This window comes from Acidipropionibacterium jensenii (assembly GCF_005890135.1).
Lineage (GTDB): Bacteria > Actinomycetota > Actinomycetes > Propionibacteriales > Propionibacteriaceae > Acidipropionibacterium > Acidipropionibacterium jensenii.
Window position 1 is genome coordinate 805,901 of sequence record NZ_CP040635.1, and the last position, 16,269, is coordinate 822,169.

Below are 16,269 nucleotides of genomic sequence, written 5' to 3' on the forward strand. Positions count from 1 at the left end.
TCAGGCTCCGGCCTTCGCGGCCGCGTTCACGGCGGTGACGATGCGCTCCAGGTCCTCCTGGGACAGCGAGGGGTGGACCGGCAGCGAGACGCACTCGGAGGCGACCTTCTCGGTGTTCGGCAGATCGAGCCCGGGAGCGTAGGGGGCCAGCGAGGGCAGCCGGTGGTTCGGGATCGGGTAGTAGACGCCGGAGCCGACCGCGTACTCGTCCTTCAGGGCGGCGGTGAAGCGGTCGCGCTCGGCGCCGGTGGCCCCCTCCAGGCGGATCGTGTACTGGTGGTAGACGTGCTCGTAGCCCTCGGGGACGAAGGGGGTGACCGCCTCGGTGATGTTGGCGGTGAGGAAGGCCGCGTTGGCCTGGCGGGTCTTGGTCCAGCCGGCCAGCTTGGTGAGCTGCACCCGGCCGATCGCCGCATTGATGTCGGTGAGCCGGTTGTTGAGCCCGATGAGCTCGTTGGCGTAGCGCTTCTCCATGCCCTGGTTGCGGATCATCGCGGCCTTGCGGGCGACCTCGGGATCCGAGGTGGTGATCATGCCGCCCTCGCCGGCGGTCATGTTCTTGGTCGGGTAGAAGGAGAAGGCGCCGAAGGTGCCGAAGGTGCCGACGTGCTTGCCGTCGATGGCGGCGGCGTGGGCCTGGGCACAGTCCTCGAAGAGCACCAGACCGTGCTTGTCGGCGATCTTCTTGAGGGCCGGCATGTTGGCCGGCAGACCGTACAGGTGCACCGGCAGGATGCCGACGGTGTGCTCGGTGATCGAGGCCTCCACCGAGGCCGGGTCGAGGGTGAAGGTGGCCGGGTCGACGTCGGCGAAGACCGGCTTGGCATTGGCCAGGGCCACCGAGTTGCCGGTGGCGGCGAAGGTGAAGGAGGGCACGATGACCTCGTCGCCGGGGCCGACGCCGGAGGCCAGCAGCCCGATGTGCAGGGCCGAGGTGCCGGAGTTGACGGCCACTGCGTGGACGCCGTCGACGACCTGGGCGGAGAACTCCTCCTCGAAGGCGTGCACCTGCGGTCCCTGGGCGACCTGCCCGGAGGCCAGCACGGCGTCGACGGCCTTGCGCTCATCCTCGCCGATGATCGGCTTGGCCGGGGGAATGAATTCGTTGCTCACGTGAGCTCCTTGTGTGAATGACGCTGTGTGAAATGACGTCCTGCGCGGTGGCCTGGGCCTGCGCTCGGATTGAGTTGTGCGGGGTGCTGCGCCAGCAGTGGCAGTCGCTCTGAGTCGACCAGGAACGGTCGGCGGCCCCGTCTGGTCATCGACCTTCGGACACCAGGCTGAGGGTGTCGGTGGCGGGATCCTCGACGAAATGGTCGCCGGTGCGGGTGTCGACCCACTTGTGCTCACCCTCGGGATCCAGCGGGAAGCCGGAGCGGCCGACCCACTTGATCCGGCGGGCCGGGACGCCGGCCACCAGGGCATAGGGCTGGACGTCCTTGACGACCACCGAACCTGCCGCCACAGTGGCCCACTCCCCGATCGTCACCGGGGCGACGCAGACGCTGCGGGCACCGACCGAGCATCCGTGCTTGAGGGTGACGCCGACCGGCTCCCAGTCGTCGGCGCTCTTGACGCTGCCGTCGGGGTTGCAGGCCCGCGGGAAGTGGTCATTGGTGAGGACCACGGCAGGTCCGATGAAGACGCCGTCCTCCAGGTACGCGGGTTCGTAGACCAGCGCGTAGTTCTGGATCTTGCAGTTGTCGCCGACATGCACCCCCTCGCCGATGTAGGCGCCGCGGCCGACGACGACGTTCTCGCCGAGCACCGCACCGGAGCGCACCTGGGAGAGGTGCCAGATCGACGAACCGTCGCCGATGGTCACACCATCGTCAAGATCGGCGGTGGGAATGATCCGCGGTTTCGTCATGAATCCACCCTTCTGGAGTGCTGAGTCACGTGCTCAGCCTACTCATGACGACCCCCGTTTCACCTCAGGAGGGCGCGCGTCTGTCATTCGGAAGGCCATCGGCGGGCCATCAGTGCGGTTCCCGGCCGGACGCCGAGGCCGACAACACCCCCGCATCCCGGTTGCGAGATGTTCCCGGGGGCTGTGTGGACCCGCGGGCGACGTGGTGTCGCGCGTGCGCTCCGGACCGCCCGGGGTGGCCCGGCGGTGCGCCGACGCCGGCGGCGTCAGGCTCCTGCATCGAGGGGGACATGTGGCGCACTCGGAGCGGGCGGACGACCGAGCCCACGCGCGGCGTCCACCGCGACGCCGCTGTGTAGCATTCAGGATCGTGAGCAACCCGACTCCGTCCGAAGACCCTGTGACCGCCCAGACCGATGTCTCTGGTGAGCCCGAACCCGTTGATCTGCTGGGATACCTCAAGAGGCTCGCGCATCACTGGCTGGCGGGCATCATCACGGCGGTCGTCGTCGCAGCTGCCCTGTTCGGTGCAGGCCTTGCCAGCGGTTCGGACTCGGTGGGTTCAGTGTGGGCGCGAACTCATGTGATGGTCACCATGCCAGCGCCGACGAACGAGGCTCAGGCGCAGTTGCTGGCTGCTTCCTCGGACCGTCTGATCAACAGCTACCTGGCTGTCGAGAGCTCAGCCACACTGTTGGCCGACACAGCAAAGATCCTCAACGACGGGACCACCACCGAGACGCTTTCCAACGCGCTCTCAATGTACTGGGGGGGCGGCGGCCAGATCATCGCCTTCTACGCTCTGGGTACCGATCAGAAGAAGGCCGAACAGCGGGCCAACGCCTATGCAGCGGCTTTCGTGAACGACTCCGGCCGACTCCTGCCACCGGTGGTCTCCGGCGCCGGCAGGCCCACCTTCACCGTCGTCCAGCCCGCATTTCCGTCGCCGGCGAACCCGTCACCCACCGGAGCCGCCGGCGGCACGGCTGGAAAGCTGCTGAAGTCACCGGCTGTCGTCGCGATCGCTGGGATCGTCGTCGGCCTGCTCGCGATGGCCGCCCTCGAGATGCGGAACTCCCGCCGTCGACAGTTCAGTTGAGCTGAACGGTACTGACTGGCGTCTCCGCTGCTGGCCAACCTCGACCAGGAGCCCGACCGCCAACAGATAGAGCCAGGTGACGTGATATCGCAGCGTCGATGACGGAACCACCCCCAGAACAGGGACAAGGACCACGACCACCAAGCCAAAGGCCGTCTGCCAGTTCACCATGGGGGAGCGGGGAAGATAGCCGCGGACCAGGACCCACAACCACATCGCGATGAACAACACCAGGGCGAGAATGCCGTACCGCAACCAGAACTCGAGCAACACGTTGTGCGGATCCATCAGGATGTCTCCGTAGGCGCTGGCTGCCGCTGCTTGATAGTCGACCAGTGACCCGTAACCGAGCAGGGCGTTCCCGGGACTTCCCATCAACATCGCGAGCGCATTCCCGAGGATGACGCCGCGCTTCGCAGTCGAGTTGTCCTGAATGTAAGAGCTGCTGAGCAGCGCCACGACCGACACGACGAAGAGCGATCCACCCAGCACCGCAGCCCTTACCCCCAACGCGGCACGGTGCAGCCGACGGATATTGAGGATTGCGAGCAGCGCGAAGGCTGCCACACAGCCGAGCAGCGCTCCCCGCGATCCCATGTAGGTCACCATGAACGCAGTGGTGAGCAGCACGAACCAGCGGCCAGCGTTGCGCACCCCCCGCACCGGCTGGAACCAGATCCGGGCCAGCACACCGGTGAACAGCATGGCGAGGACCACACAGAAGTCGTTGTAGTTCGGATAGGTGGCGCTCACCACAAATCGGCTGGTGGAGACGGCGCCGACCGTGTTGGCGCCCGGATACAGGATGGGCAGCAGCTTGATGCCCGTGACCATCTCTCCGATGCCCATCAGCCACACTGCAAACGCGCCCCAGTACAGCCCTTCCAGGGTGCGCCGTGCCGCCAGCTCAGGACGTTGACACCGATACATCACCCAAGCGAAGCCGATCACGGCAACCATGATGGCGGCATTGTTGCTTGTGCTGATCAACGAGTCCCGATGCAGGAGCAACACGCTCAACGCGGACCCGATCAGGCACCACGACAGCAGAATGACCACCGGTGGGCAGGTTGGCCCTGAACGGCTCCGGGCCACGCCCACGAACACCATGAACCATGGCACCACCAGCAGCAGAATGAAGCTCAGGGGCAACCGCATCACCAGCATGGCGGCCACGACGGCCAAGACCATGCCAGGTGCCCAGCTTCGATCCGGAACCGGTCGGACGCCGCTCCCCACCGCTGAGGGGGCCGAAGCACGCTTTGCCGTGCTCTGCCCAGTGGATCCTGCAAGGGTCCCCATTGCACTCCCGTCGTCATGAACCGCGGGCGGTCCCGCGCCCCCAGACTAGTTCCCAGTGTGCGACCCCTGGCGCCGGTCAACATCGGCCAGAACCTGGGCAAGCTGCCTCACCCGTCCCCTCCAGCTGTGAGAGTCCCGTACCTCCATCACCGTCTTCCGGGCTCGACCCACCTCTTCCGGATGGTCCGAGAGCTCCTTCAGTTTCCCTGCCAGGGCATCGGTGGTGCACGGCACCGTCCACCCCAGACCACCATCAGCCACTCGCTGCCCGGCAAGGGTGCCCTCGGAGGCGAGCATGGGCTTGCCGTTTCCGATGTACTCGTAGAGCTTCAACGGAGCCGCGAAGGTCCAGTACGGCTGCGGCTCGACGGCAAGAGTGGCAACGTTGCATCGAGCAAAATAGGGGGCCAGCTGCTCCGCCCCCAGTGCGTGCACAATCTCAACATTCTCCCCCACCCACTGCCTGAGCCGTGGCTCTGCGGCAGCCCACTCCTCGGGTCGGGTGCACACCGTCATGTGCACCTCGGGAACCCGGTTCACCGCCTCGAAAAGGCGGTCAAGGCGGTATATGTCACCGAATCCTCCAACATAGAACAGCGACAGCGGGTGAGCGGGAGCCTCTTTCGGCTCCTCGACGATGTTGTGACCGGGCGGCAACTCGGCCAGCTGGACATTGGAGGGCAGATCCACATAGTCCGCCATCTTCAACGACGGCAGGAATATGACGTCCAAGCAGTGGCCATAGGCCATCACGTCATATCGGTACATCGCGATGGCGGCCTTGCGCCGAAGAGGCGAGAGCCCCTTGCCATAGAGCGGGAACCTCCAATGAATATCTCGGTAGAACAGTCCCACCGGAATTCCAGCCTTGCGCACCCGCGCGAGGAAGGCGAAGTCCTCGAAAGGATGAGTCGGTAGGTGATGCCGCTCGGTGAGCGCAGTCGGCATCGTCGAGGACTCGGAATAGCAGAAGTCGAAGTGCGTGCCTCTTTGGATGGCCTCGCTGACGAGGCGCATCTGCCGACGCCGCTGTGCTGCGGTGCCCGCGACCAACCACACCTCTCCCCACTGACTGAGGGCCTCCATCATGCGCGCAGGGCGCACCTGGCCACCGAACTTGGAGGCCATGTCGATCGGGTACGGAAGGTGATAGATACACCTGCCTCCTCGGTCATGCTCCTGGGCCGAGCGATCTGGGCTGCTGGTAGGCATGGGTCTCCTCTGAGTCCGCGAATCCGAGGCCAAGCGTAGTGGCTCACATCGCCCACCGGCGATGGCTGCCACAAGACGCAGCGCGATGGGGGCCACTCCATGAGTGTCCCTGATCAGTCGTGTGAGGACGAGTCCGGCCGGCTCCGAATCGGCGTACAGGAACATCCTGGAAGCTCGCTGCAATGCCCTCAGTAATCTGTGGTCATGCCCAGCGCAACGAGTCTGTTCCTCCTCACCAGCTTCTATCCGCTGTCGACAGGCGAGGAGTTCATCGAGAACGAGATCGGACACCTCGCCCACGCATTCGACCGTGTGATCGTCGTGGCCACACAGACGAGACCGACGGATGTCATGACCCGAGAAGTGCCGAGCAATGTCGAGGTGGTCGTCGCCGGGGGTGCTCTTCCTTCCGGCCTCGCCGCGCTGAAGGAGGTACTCCCCGGCCTCTCGCAGCTGCCGCGCGAGGCGTTGAGTGGCGACGCGGCCAGGAACCCCCGGATACTCGCTCTGGATGCGATGTTTGAGAACCATGCCCGTCGTACCGCCGACGCACTGGCCGCGGAGCTCCCGAGGCTGCGTCTGGCACCCGGATCGCACGCCGTCATCTACTCCTTCTGGTTCCACGTCCAGGCGCGGCTGGCGATGCTGCTGGCCGCCGACCTGCGCAGCCGCGGGGTCGTCGTCGACCGGATCGTGTCGCGGGCTCACCGGTACGACCTCTACGAGGGCGAGACGAAGTACGGCCATATCCCCGAGCGCAAGCTCCTGCTGGGGGCCCTGGACGGCGTCTACCCGGTCTCCGAGCAGGGCAGCCGCGAGCTGAGACGGCGCTGGCCGGCCTTCGCGGACAAGATCCACACCCGCCATCTGGGCACGGTCGACCCCGGCGAGCAGGCGATCTGCGCGAGGAGCCCGTTCCATCTGGTGAGCTGCTCGCATCTGGTGCCCGTCAAACGGGTGGACAGGCTGCCGGCGATCCTCGCCGGGCTGCGCAGCCGGGGGATCGACGCCGTCTGGACCCATCTGGGCGACGGCCCGCAGATGGACGCGGTCCGCGAGGCCGTCGAGCGGGCCGGGGTCGGGGAGTGGACCGATCTGCGCGGGCACGTCCCCAACAACGAGGTTCCCGATGTCGAGCGGGCGCTGAACCCGTCCTGCTTCATCAACCTGTCGACCTCGGAGGGTCTGCCGGTGTCGATGATGGAGGTCGCCGCCCTGGGAATCCCGATCCTGGCGACCGACGTCGGCGGGGTCGCCGAGATCGTCCACGACGGCGTGAACGGGAAACTCCTGCCGGCGGAGTTCACCGGCGGGCAGGCCGTCGATGCCCTGGCCTGGCTGGCCGGACTCGATGCGGATGCCTTCCAGGCCGCCTGCGCGGCGTCCCGCCAGGTGTGGGAGACCGGCTTCGACCAGGCGAAGGTCTACCCGGCGTTCTGCGCCGAGGTGCTGGGGGCTGAGGAGTCGCAGGACGGAGTCCCGGCCAGGTCGGGGGAGGTGAGCTGATCCTCGCCGTGGAGCTCGAGCTCACTCTCCTCGTGAGACGTGGGCCGACGTCTGAGAGCACCCAGCGCGACCAGCCACCACCACAGGCTCGCGCCGTAGTTCTTCAGCAGATAGGTGTCGAGCAGGAAGGCACCGATGGTGGCCACCAGGGCGACCAGGATGACGTCCTCGGGGTCCGGACGGGCGTGTCGGCGCAGGCTCGGCCACAGCCGACGGACCAGGACGACCACCGGGACGATGATCACCGGCGCCAGGAGAAGACATCCGACCAGTCCGAGCTCCACCAGCACCTGGAGGAAGGTCGAGTGGGCGCTGTTGAGGGCGGGCCCCCAGTGGGTGGTCACCATGCCGCGCCACGGCGTCCTCAGCAGGTGGGAGTCGAAGGCGTACCACGGCCACAGCCGACCCGAACCGACACCGATCAGGATGTGCGTCGGGGTGCTGGCCCAGAAGGTCAGCGAGGTGTCGAGGTTCTTGGCGCGCAGCTCGTCGATCGGGTTGAACAGCCGGTGCAGGACCGGGACGGCGGTGACCAGGATCGCCGCGACGACCACGACGACTCCCGCTCCGATCCAGGCGCGACGGCTGCGCAACCACTGCAGGGCGATGACGACCCCGGCCAGCAGCATGCACATCACCCCGGCGCGGGAGCCGGTGAGGACCACCGCCAGGACGCCGAGTGCGGCCAGCCCCAGGCTCCACCATCGCCGCCAGCCGGCCAGTGCGGCCGCCATCGTCACCCCTGCCGCCAGCATGAGGGGGACGTGGACCACCGCCGAACCACCCATCCCGGTGGCCAGCCTGGCCGACCCGTGGACCGCGGCCGAACGCGGCCACTGCAGGAACGAGCAGACGATGGTGGCCGCGGCCGGCCACCACAGAACCCGGTGCAGCGGGCCGGGGGGAAGGACGCGGATGATGGCTGTGGCGAGCAGCAGAGTGGCCAGTGCGGTGAGGATCGGGACGGTGAGATAGGACCGGGGAATGACGGTGTAGGAGACGTAGGGCCTGGGGGTGATCGATGCCGAGACCAGGGCGTAGACCATCAGAGCTGTACCGGACAGCACGATGGTGCTCCCCGGTCTGGAGAACGTCGTCGCCGGACGGGGCCACAGCATCAGGCAGATGACGGTGCCGATGTAGTAGACGAAGAAGTAGCTGTTCCACAGCCAGGGGCTGGGGGTGGGGGCGCGTCTCAGGTCGAAGAAGGTCTCGATGACCATCAGTGCGGTGAGGGCGACGATGGGGAGCCAATGGCGCCAGTCAGCTGCGGCGTCGCGGATTCGCTGGGTCCGGGTCCCTCCGGACTCTGTGCTAGGTGCCATTCCACTCCCGGGAGTCGCCGTTGATGTGAGTGCCACCTCGTCACCAGGTGTGTCACCCCTGCTGGGGGTCACCCGACTCCCTCGAGCCACCCCTCCCACGGCCGTGGTGTGGTCACCGAGGTCTGCGGCGTCGGGGACGACCATCCTGTTGGCGTTGACCGTCCCGCTGGCGTCGGCCGGCTTGTTGGCGTCGACCGCCTCATCACGGCCAGACAGACCGCCTGCGCCGGCCGGCTTATTGCCGTCGACCGGACCGCCTGTGTCGGCCGGACCGTCGCCGGGTTCTCCTGCCACCATGTCGCTCAACCACCTCATCTCGGAGCACCCCGATCATGCCACCCGGGAGGAGCCTGACCTCTTCACTGCACGGATCACTCGCCAGTCGAGCACTTAGGCAGCGCCAGCGGCGCGAACCCTGGTTTAGCGAGTGATTTGTGCACTCCCCGTCCCCGCTGAGGAGGTTCGCCGACCGATTCTGTTCCCTGAACCGGGATCTGGTGCCCACATTCCGGTGTTCATAGCGTCCGTACTGCCCGTCGCAAAGCCCTGCGTTCTCATTGGCATCACAGTGCCATCAACTCCTGGACCAGTCCCCGTCCGGTCAAGTCCCTGGTAGTGGTGTATCCGTTTCGTGATCTTTCGATACGGGGTCAGGCTGCCAGTTCGGGTGGGATGGGGTCTGCTCCTTCCAGGTGCGTCTGGTCCGGGCCGTCGGGGTTGTGAGTGCCTCGTGAGCGTTCCAGGACCTCCAGGCCCAGGTAGCGCCGGCCCTCGGCCCACTCATCGGTCTGCTCGGCCAGCACGGCCCCGACGAGCCGGATGACGGCCTCCCTGTTGGGAAAGATCCCCACGGCATCGGTACGCCGCCGGATCTCCTTGTTCAGCCGCTCCTGAGGATTGTTCGACCAGATCTGGCGCCACACGTCGACCGGGAAACTCGTGAACGCCAACAGATCGGCCCGCGCGGCGTCCAGATGGGCATGGACCTGGGGAAGCTTGGCCTCCACATAGTCCAGCAGCCGGTCGAACTGGGCGTCGACGGCGGCCGCGGAGGGCTGGTCGTAGACCGAGTGGAGCATGGCCTTGACCGCCGGCCACAGGCTCTTGGGGCACACGCTCATCAGATTGGCCGCGTAGTGGGTCCTGCACCGCTGCCAGGCAGCCCCGGGCAGGTTCGCCGCGATCGCCTCCCTCAGCCCGGCATGGGCATCCGAGGTGACCAGCCGCACCCCGGACAGGCCCCGGGCCACCAGATCGGCGAAGAACGTGTTCCAGGCCGGCCCGGTCTCAGCGGTGGCGACCTGGAGGCCCAGGACCTCCCGGTGGCCGTCCGCGTTGACCCCGGTGGCAGTCAGCACGACCGCGTTGATGACCCGTCCGGCCTCCCGGACCTTCATCGTCAGGGCGTCAGCGGCCACGAACGTGAACGGGCCCGCCTCGCCCAGAGGCCTGTGGCGGAAGGCCTCGACCTGGGCGTCGAGGTCGGCGGCCATCCTGGAGACCTGGGACTTCGACAGGGAGTCGATACCCAGGCTCTTGACGAGCTTGTCCATCCGGCGGGTGGAGACCCCGGCCAGGTAGGCGTCGGCGACCACGGTGATCATCGCCGACTCGGCGCGCTTGCGCCGCTCCAGCAGCCACTCGGGGAAGTAGCTGCCCTGGCGGAGCTTGGGGATCGCCACGTCCACCGTGCCGACCCGGGTGTCCAGGTCGCGGTGACGGTAGCCGTTGCGCTGGACGAGGCGGTCGGGGTCGGGGCGGCCGTACTCCGCGCCGGCGACCTGGTCGGCGTCGGCTGACAGGAGCATGTTGATCATCGTCTGCAGCAGTGAGCGCAGCAGGTCCGGGGAGGCCTGGCCCAGGGCTTGGTCCAGGACCCGCGTCGGGTCGACAATATGAGGAGCGGTCATCGTGGTTGTTCCTTTCGAGTGAGAAGTAGAGAGCTTTCTCGAAGGATCACACGGTGACCGCGCTGCCGTCCACCACGAAGTCGCGGAGGCCGACGGGTTGGTCACCAGCGGGTTACACCACCATAAGGGGCACTACTCCCCGTCCCCGCGTTGATCCAGTTACTCGGCGTTGATCCAGTTGCAAGAGGATCAACGCCGAGTTACTGGATCAACGCTGAGAAAGAAGGGGTAGGGGTACGGCGGAGCGGAGGGGGAAGGGGTACGCCGGGGCCAGGCAGAGACGGGGGCGGGGCGGGAACGCTGATCGGGAGGTGGTGTCGGGTCGACTGTGTCGGAAGACCGGCTGCCTGAACACCAGCCACCCGGGATCCGACCCCTGGACGCCGGCCAACCGAACACCAGCGACCGGGATCCAGACGCATGGACGCCGATCAACCCAGCACCGTCAGCTGGACCATTTTCCGGAGTAGAAGAGCCATCCCCACCACGCCATCACCGCCAGGTCGAGAACCACCGCGATCAGCACCAGCCACCGCCAGAACAGCTTGAGCCCCACCGGTCGGGACGGCCCGCGGGTCAGCTCCCCGATCGCGATGAACAGCGGGAACCACAGCAGCACCGCCCGGTTCACGCTCATGAACCAGTGCCCGATCGAGAAGGCGATCACCTGGATCCCCACCCACGAGGCCGACGCCCAGCGGCGTCTCAGCAGGCAGTACAGGGTGGTGGCGATGCCGACCACCAGGGCGAGGATCTCAAGGCGGAAGAGCATCGCCACCGCCCCGGCGTCGGCCCCGTAGACCGATCGCCAGGTTGACGTCACGGTGGCCGGGATGGTGTTGCGCAGCGACTCCATCGGGGTGGTGAAGCCGCGTCCCCAGCCGCGGTCCTGGGCCTGGAACCACGCGGTCCACGACCCGGTCAGCGAGTGCAGATAGACGACATAGCCGGCCAGCACCGCCAGCGGTAGCAGCAGCGGGGCCAGCCTCTCGGCGACCGCCGCCGGTTTCCGGTTGATCGGCCGGGCGGACCTGCCGGCCCGTCCGTCGCGCCACTGACCGTCCCCCAGGATGGCCATCACGGCCAGCGCCCCCACCAGGAACAGTCCGGAGACGCGCAGTGTGCAGGCCAGCGCCGCCAGCCCCGCTGCCGGCCACCACTTTCCGGCCCGGGCGCGCTCCCACGCCCAGAAGGCCGCCGCGCAGAACGGCGCCTCGGTGTACCCGACGGTGGTGAAGACGGCGGTCGGCGCGATGAGCCACAGGCACGCCGGCACGGTCCCACCGATCCGGAACAGGGCGACGGCGGCCAGCAGGGAGCAGATCAGTGCCAGTACCGCGCCGGTGACCGGCATCGGCACCCCGATCAGCGCTCCGGCGCGCATCACCAGCGGCAGCCCCGGGAAGAAGGCCATCTCCAGGGAGTCTGCGTAGCCGTCGCGGGCGATGGTCATGAAGTGCTGGACGTCCCAGTTGGAGATCGCCCTCTCCAGACTGTGGCCGGTCATCACCACGACCGCCAGGACCAGAGCGAGCAGTGCCCTGGTGCCCAGCCAGGTCTTCATCACCAGGCCCAGGTCATCGGCAGGCATCGTCGCCCGGACCGCGGTGGTCCGGGACGTCCGTGCGCTCACCGGGTCGGTCCGGTCTCAGGTTCGTCTGCCGCGAGCCGTTCCCCTGCCGCATCTGGCCGATCCGTCGGCGTCCCGGTCGAGTCCTCCGCCATCGCGGTACTGGACGCCGGCGCCTCAGGCTCGACAACAGCGGCCTCATCCTGCCCGTCGGGGGCATGGTCCAGCACTCCCCCGGTCGGGTCGTCGGTGAACCCGACCCGCACCGAGTCGACCCACGGCCGTCTCATGTCGTCGAGGATCCCCCACCCGAACCACACCTGGCCGCCGAGCCGCAGCACGATCGCCACCCAGTAGACGACGTCGGAACTGGACCCGCCGGGCATCGTCAGACCGCCCAGATGGGCCCACACCGCGCAGAAGTACAGCGACTCGGTGATCGTGATGACGGTCCAGTCGCGCCAGTCGGGCCGCGCCAGCACGCACAGCGGGATGAGCAGCAGGACGAACTGAGGGGAGTACACCTTGGCGGTCAGCAGGAAGACGATCACCGCCAAGCAGGCCACCTGGCTCAACCGCGGACGACGCGGGGTCGACAGCGAGAACCAGGCCAGGGCGATCAGCCCGGCGGCGGTGAGGACGCCGGAGATCCACCCCACCCAGGGCACGATCGAACCGGTGGAGTCTTTGACGATGTACCAGACCGTGCCCAGCCCGGTGCCCGACCAGAAGGTGTTGTGGAAGCTTCGCCACCACGTTCTGGGGCTGATGAGCAGCACCACGAGATGGCATGCGGCCAGCACGGTGATCGCGGTGACCAGGTAGCGGCCGAGCTCGGTGAGCCGGGTGGCCCGCAGGCACAGCACCACCACGGCGAAGGCGACCAGGCCGGCCTGCAGGCTACCGGCGCAGGCCAGACCGATGAGCATCCCGGCCAGGGCGGGGCGGCGTCGCGCCCATGCCAGCAGGGAGAACATCACCAGACACACCGGCACCAGGGTGAAGTCGACCAGCCCGGCCAGGTAGATCGACGGACTGGCGGCCACCCAGAAGACGTCCCAGCTGCGTCGCGGCGGCGAGTCGGGCCGGCCCTGGGCGGTGATCCCGACGCCGTGATCGGACCCCCGGCCCATCAGCATCACCGCGACCACCACCCCCAGGAAGGCCGCGAAGAGCACGATCTGGGCGATCCCCCAGTAGATGTTGGAGGCGTCCAGCACCTGCTGGGGGGACGCTGTCGGCACGACATGGCCGCCGACCAGCCCGGTGACGGCCCGGGTGAGGGCCATCAGGGCGATCACCAGGGGACTCTGCTCGATGCCGATGCCGCGCAGCAGCCCGGCGCCGTGGCCCATCCCCGAACTCTGGTAGATCACCGGGATGTCGGAGTAGCACAGCCGCTGATAGGGGTCGACGCCCTTGGTGACGTTGTGCTGGATGCACGGCGTCATCCGGTAGATGGCCAGCAGCCAGACCAGGGTGGCCGTGAGCACCGCCCACGGCGCCGGGTCGAAGAACCGTCCGCGCGGCCAGGCGTGCCGGCCCATCGGGCCCCCGATGCGCCCGTCCAGACCCCAGCGCGACGCCAGGGAGCGGCGGTGCTCGGGCCGTGCGTAGCGCTGGGGGAAGGTCACGGGGTCAGGCTACCTTCCGCCCGACTGCGTCCAGTCAGCCGCCGTTGCGCGGGCTGTGCCTGCCTCCCGGAGCCTCTGCGCCCCGGCCCTCCTCGGGCTGCTCGTGGTTCGGCTTCTTGGAGGTCGTCGTGGCGGTCTGCTCGCCAGTGGGCTTCCGGGTGGAGGTCTCGTGGGTAGCAGCGGAGCTGGTCGGGGCCGAGGTCGTCCTGGTGGACGTCGTGGTGGGCGGGATGGTCACCGTCGCAGACGACGGCGGAGCGCTGCTCGGGGTGGTGGTCGGGGCACTGGTCGCAGACGCTGCCGTCTGCGTCGGTGTGGCGACCTCCTTGCGATCGGTGCCGCCGTAGTGGTGTCCGCTGAGGTTGACCCAGTCCGGCTCGGGGAACCCCTGGGGGCTCTTGCCCGACATCGCCACTCGCATGTAGGAGGCCCAGGTCTGGGCCGGGTAGGTCCCGCCGAAGAAGGTGGGATCCCCGGGTGCGGCGTAGGGGTCGAGGTCGGCATTGCCGGAGTCCCCGGCCACGAACATCACGGCCGTGGAGATCTGGCGGGTGAAGGCCACGAACCAGGCCGAGGTGATGTCGTCCCCCACCCCGTTGGTACCGGTCTTGCCGGCCACCGGATAGCCCAGGTCGGAGACGGCGGTTCCGGTGCCCTCGTTGACCACATTCTCCAGGGCGTAGGTGACGTCGTGGGAGATGTCCTTCTCGACGGTCTGCTGACTCGGCGCCTTGGCGGTGTACAGCGTCCGGCCACTGCTGTCGGTCACCGAGGCGACGACGTGCGGATCGACCCGCTTGCCCTCGTTGGCGAGGGTGGCGTAGCCGGCGGCCTGGTTGAGCGGGCTCACCTCGGCCACGCCCAGCGGGATGCGGTTGTTGAGATCCCATCCGTCGCCCTTGGGCACCCCGGCGTCGTTGGCGGCCTTGACCACCTGGGCGGGGCCGTTGTCGATCTGGGAGACCATGTCGACGAAGGCGGTGTTGATGGAGTCCTCGACCGCCTTCTGCAGGGTGACGGTGCCGTACTCCTCGTTGAACTCGTTGCGGATCGGCACGGAGTCTCCATTGGGGGTGAAGGTGTCGCCGTTGAGGCTGGACCTCAGGCTGAACCCGTGTCGCATCCCGGCGATCGCCGCATAGGTCTTGAAGGTGGACGCCGCCGGGCGCGCCGTCGTCGCCCAGTTGCGGGTGTTGGAGATGTAGTCGTCGTTGCCGCCGTACAGGGCGATGACCCCTCCGCTGGAGGCGTCGACCGAGGCGATCGCGGCGTGCAGCTGCTTGGCCCTGGCGGCCCCGGCGTTGGCGCCGGCGGTCCGCTGGTACTGCTTGCCGACCGCAACAGCCGCCTTCTGGGCGTTGACGTCGAAGGTGGTGGTGATCCGCAGCCCGCCGCCGTTGATCTGGGACTCGGTGAATCCCTGGTTGAGCAGCTCCTGCTCGACCATCTTCAGCAGGTAGCCGTTCGTCCCGCCCCAGCGGTTGTTGATCGGCACCTCGGGGAACTTCGGCAGCGCCCGGTAGTACTCGTCGTGCTGACTCTGGGTGATGTTGCCGGCCTCCAGCATCCCGTCGAGCACGTAGCGGTACCGGTTGAGCAGCCGGTTGCGCGCGGCCACCCCGTCGGAGGGGTCGAACAGGCTCGGGTTGTTCAGGACCGAGGCAAGCACCGCCGACTGCGGGACAGTGAGCTTGCTGGCGCTCACGTTGAAGTAGGCCTTCGCGGCGGCCTCGATGCCGTAGGCGCCGCGGCCGAAGTAGATGGTGTTGAGGTAGCCGGCGAGGATCTCCTGCTTGGGGACCTGCTTGCCCATCTTCACCGCCAGCACCAGTTCCCGGAACTTGCGCTGCATGGTGCGGTCCTGGGTGAGGTAGAGCACCTTGATGTACTGCTGGGTGATGGTCGAACCGCCCTGGACGTCGCCGCCCCGGGCGATCGCGACGGCGGACCGGACGATTCCCTCGAAGGAGATCCCCTTGTCCTCCCAGAATGACCGGTTCTCGGCCGAGATGACGGCGTCCTTGATGGACTCGGGCATCTCGTTGTAGCTGATCGTCTGGCGGTTCTGGATGGAGAAGGACCCCATCTTCGACTTCCCGTCATGGAAGTAGACGAAGGAGGTGTTCGTCTGGAAGTCCTTGTTGGGGTCGGGCAGATTCGTGCGGTTGTAGAACACGATGGCCGCCACGCCGATCGTCACGGCCATCGCCAGGAACAGCACCAGGACGGTGAATCCCAGCCGCCTGAAGAAGGTGGCCACCCGCGACCGGCGCCGGCGTGAGCTGCGCCCCGAGACGCCTGCGGAGGCGGCGCGCCTGGGCGCACCGGACCGTCCCCTGCGTTTCGGATCAGCCATAGATGTCCTCCACTGTCTGCTGGTGTCGCGGAGGCCTTCGACGGCGACCGTCCCCCAGAATGTAATGGGTCACGATGTGATTCCACAGACAGTCGGGGCACACCTCGACCTCGTAGACCCGGAACTCCCCGAACTCGGTCTCCATCTCCTCCAGCTCCTCGGCGGTTCTGATCCGTCCGGAGAACTGGCCGAGCTGACGGCCGTAGGTGTAGCGCAGCAGGGTCAGCCGCGGGGACTCGCACACCGGGCAGGGGATGTCCATCTCCTCGCCGTGGTGCAGGGCGGCACGGACCAGCATCGGGTCGGCGTCGCAGGATGCCGGGGCGTTGAGATCCACCCGAGGGCTGCGCAGTGCCTCGAGTGCTCGACGGCGCTGCAGCGCGTGGGATACCACTTCTCGCTGCGTTTTCATGGCCTCCAGCGTACGATGCCCGGCGAATCGGGGGTCAGTGCGGAGGGCGCGAGGCGTCTCAGCGTCCTGCCGA

Annotated in this window: 12 protein-coding genes; 2 read left to right on the top strand and 10 right to left on the bottom strand. The window is 67.6% G+C overall.

Annotated elements, in window-relative coordinates; translation table 11 throughout:
* A complete protein-coding gene (locus FEZ32_RS03595) occupies positions 1-1,113 on the bottom strand; it encodes a DegT/DnrJ/EryC1/StrS family aminotransferase (protein WP_138679947.1) in 1,113 nt (370 codons plus the stop codon).
* A 145-nt stretch (positions 1,114-1,258) separates the two neighbouring features.
* Positions 1,259-1,870, bottom strand: a complete 612-nt coding sequence (locus tag FEZ32_RS03600) for an acyltransferase (protein WP_138679948.1) — start codon at positions 1,868-1,870, stop codon at positions 1,259-1,261.
* Between the two features lie 292 nt (positions 1,871-2,162).
* Here FEZ32_RS03600 and FEZ32_RS03605 point away from each other — a divergent pair, with 292 nt between their 5' ends.
* Positions 2,163-2,969: a YveK family protein gene (locus FEZ32_RS03605; protein WP_175415710.1), complete on the top strand. Its 807-nt coding sequence runs from the start codon at positions 2,163-2,165 to the stop codon at positions 2,967-2,969.
* Here FEZ32_RS03605 and FEZ32_RS03610 read toward each other — a convergent pair.
* Positions 2,874-4,136, bottom strand: coding sequence for an O-antigen ligase family protein (locus FEZ32_RS03610; RefSeq protein ID WP_244937945.1), 1,263 nt, complete (start codon positions 4,134-4,136; stop codon positions 2,874-2,876). The genes FEZ32_RS03605 and FEZ32_RS03610 overlap by 96 nt on opposite strands.
* 180 nt (positions 4,137-4,316) lie before the next feature.
* Positions 4,317-5,483, bottom strand: coding sequence for a glycosyltransferase (locus FEZ32_RS03615; RefSeq protein ID WP_138679951.1), 1,167 nt, complete (start codon positions 5,481-5,483; stop codon positions 4,317-4,319).
* 204 nt (positions 5,484-5,687) lie between these two features.
* Between FEZ32_RS03615 and FEZ32_RS03620 the strand changes: the two genes are divergently transcribed.
* Entirely contained in the window at positions 5,688-6,989 is a 1,302-nt protein-coding gene (locus tag FEZ32_RS03620; RefSeq protein WP_138679952.1) for a glycosyltransferase, read from the top strand.
* On the opposite strand, the gene FEZ32_RS03625 is transcribed toward FEZ32_RS03620, so the two are convergent.
* The 6 genes from FEZ32_RS03625 to FEZ32_RS03650 all read right to left on the bottom strand — a co-directional run bounded on the left by FEZ32_RS03625 (position 6,908) and on the right by FEZ32_RS03650 (position 16,196).
* Complete coding sequence (locus tag FEZ32_RS03625; protein WP_175415711.1) at positions 6,908-8,314, bottom strand: O-antigen ligase family protein; 1,407 nt, start codon at positions 8,312-8,314, stop codon at positions 6,908-6,910. The genes FEZ32_RS03620 and FEZ32_RS03625 overlap by 82 nt on opposite strands.
* A 650-nt stretch (positions 8,315-8,964) precedes the next feature.
* The gene (locus tag FEZ32_RS03630; RefSeq protein ID WP_138679658.1) at positions 8,965-10,224 is read right to left on the bottom strand and encodes an IS256 family transposase; all 1,260 of its coding nucleotides are present in this window, start codon (positions 10,222-10,224) and stop codon (positions 8,965-8,967) included.
* A gap of 445 nt (positions 10,225-10,669) precedes the next feature.
* Positions 10,670-11,815, bottom strand: coding sequence for a mannosyltransferase family protein (locus FEZ32_RS03635; RefSeq protein WP_138680832.1), 1,146 nt, complete (start codon positions 11,813-11,815; stop codon positions 10,670-10,672).
* 38 nt (positions 11,816-11,853) lie between these two features.
* Entirely contained in the window at positions 11,854-13,341 is a 1,488-nt protein-coding gene (locus tag FEZ32_RS03640; protein ID WP_338028432.1) for a glycosyltransferase family 87 protein, read from the bottom strand.
* 121 nt (positions 13,342-13,462) lie between these two features.
* Positions 13,463-15,784 carry a transglycosylase domain-containing protein gene (locus FEZ32_RS03645; protein WP_138679954.1) on the bottom strand — a complete coding sequence of 774 codons (2,322 nt, stop codon included), beginning with the start codon at positions 15,782-15,784 and terminating at the stop codon, positions 13,463-13,465.
* Positions 15,777-16,196, bottom strand: a complete 420-nt coding sequence (locus FEZ32_RS03650; RefSeq protein ID WP_028703624.1) for a DUF5318 family protein — start codon at positions 16,194-16,196, stop codon at positions 15,777-15,779. The genes FEZ32_RS03645 and FEZ32_RS03650 overlap by 8 nt, the downstream gene beginning before the upstream one ends.
* Positions 16,197-16,269 lie beyond the last annotated feature (73 nt).

Bases quoted from the DNA above. Each gene is read 5' to 3' on its own strand.
- FEZ32_RS03630 (WP_138679658.1), bottom strand. From the start codon at position 10,224: ATGACCGCTCCTCATATTGTCGACCCGACGCGGGTCCTGGACCAAGCC.
- FEZ32_RS03650 (WP_028703624.1), bottom strand. From the start codon at position 16,196: ATGAAAACGCAGCGAGAAGTGGTATCCCACGCGCTGCAGCGCCGTCGA.
- FEZ32_RS03600 (WP_138679948.1), bottom strand. From the start codon at position 1,870: ATGACGAAACCGCGGATCATTCCCACCGCCGATCTTGACGATGGTGTG.
- FEZ32_RS03635 (WP_138680832.1), bottom strand. From the start codon at position 11,815: ATGCCTGCCGATGACCTGGGCCTGGTGATGAAGACCTGGCTGGGCACC.
- FEZ32_RS03625 (WP_175415711.1), bottom strand. From the start codon at position 8,314: ATGGCACCTAGCACAGAGTCCGGAGGGACCCGGACCCAGCGAATCCGC.
- FEZ32_RS03610 (WP_244937945.1), bottom strand. From the start codon at position 4,136: ATGCTGGTGATGCGGTTGCCCCTGAGCTTCATTCTGCTGCTGGTGGTG.
- FEZ32_RS03645 (WP_138679954.1), bottom strand. From the start codon at position 15,784: ATGGCTGATCCGAAACGCAGGGGACGGTCCGGTGCGCCCAGGCGCGCC.
- FEZ32_RS03615 (WP_138679951.1), bottom strand. From the start codon at position 5,483: ATGCCTACCAGCAGCCCAGATCGCTCGGCCCAGGAGCATGACCGAGGA.
- FEZ32_RS03640 (WP_338028432.1), bottom strand. From the start codon at position 13,341: ATGGGCCGGCACGCCTGGCCGCGCGGACGGTTCTTCGACCCGGCGCCG.
- FEZ32_RS03620 (WP_138679952.1), top strand. From the start codon at position 5,688: ATGCCCAGCGCAACGAGTCTGTTCCTCCTCACCAGCTTCTATCCGCTG.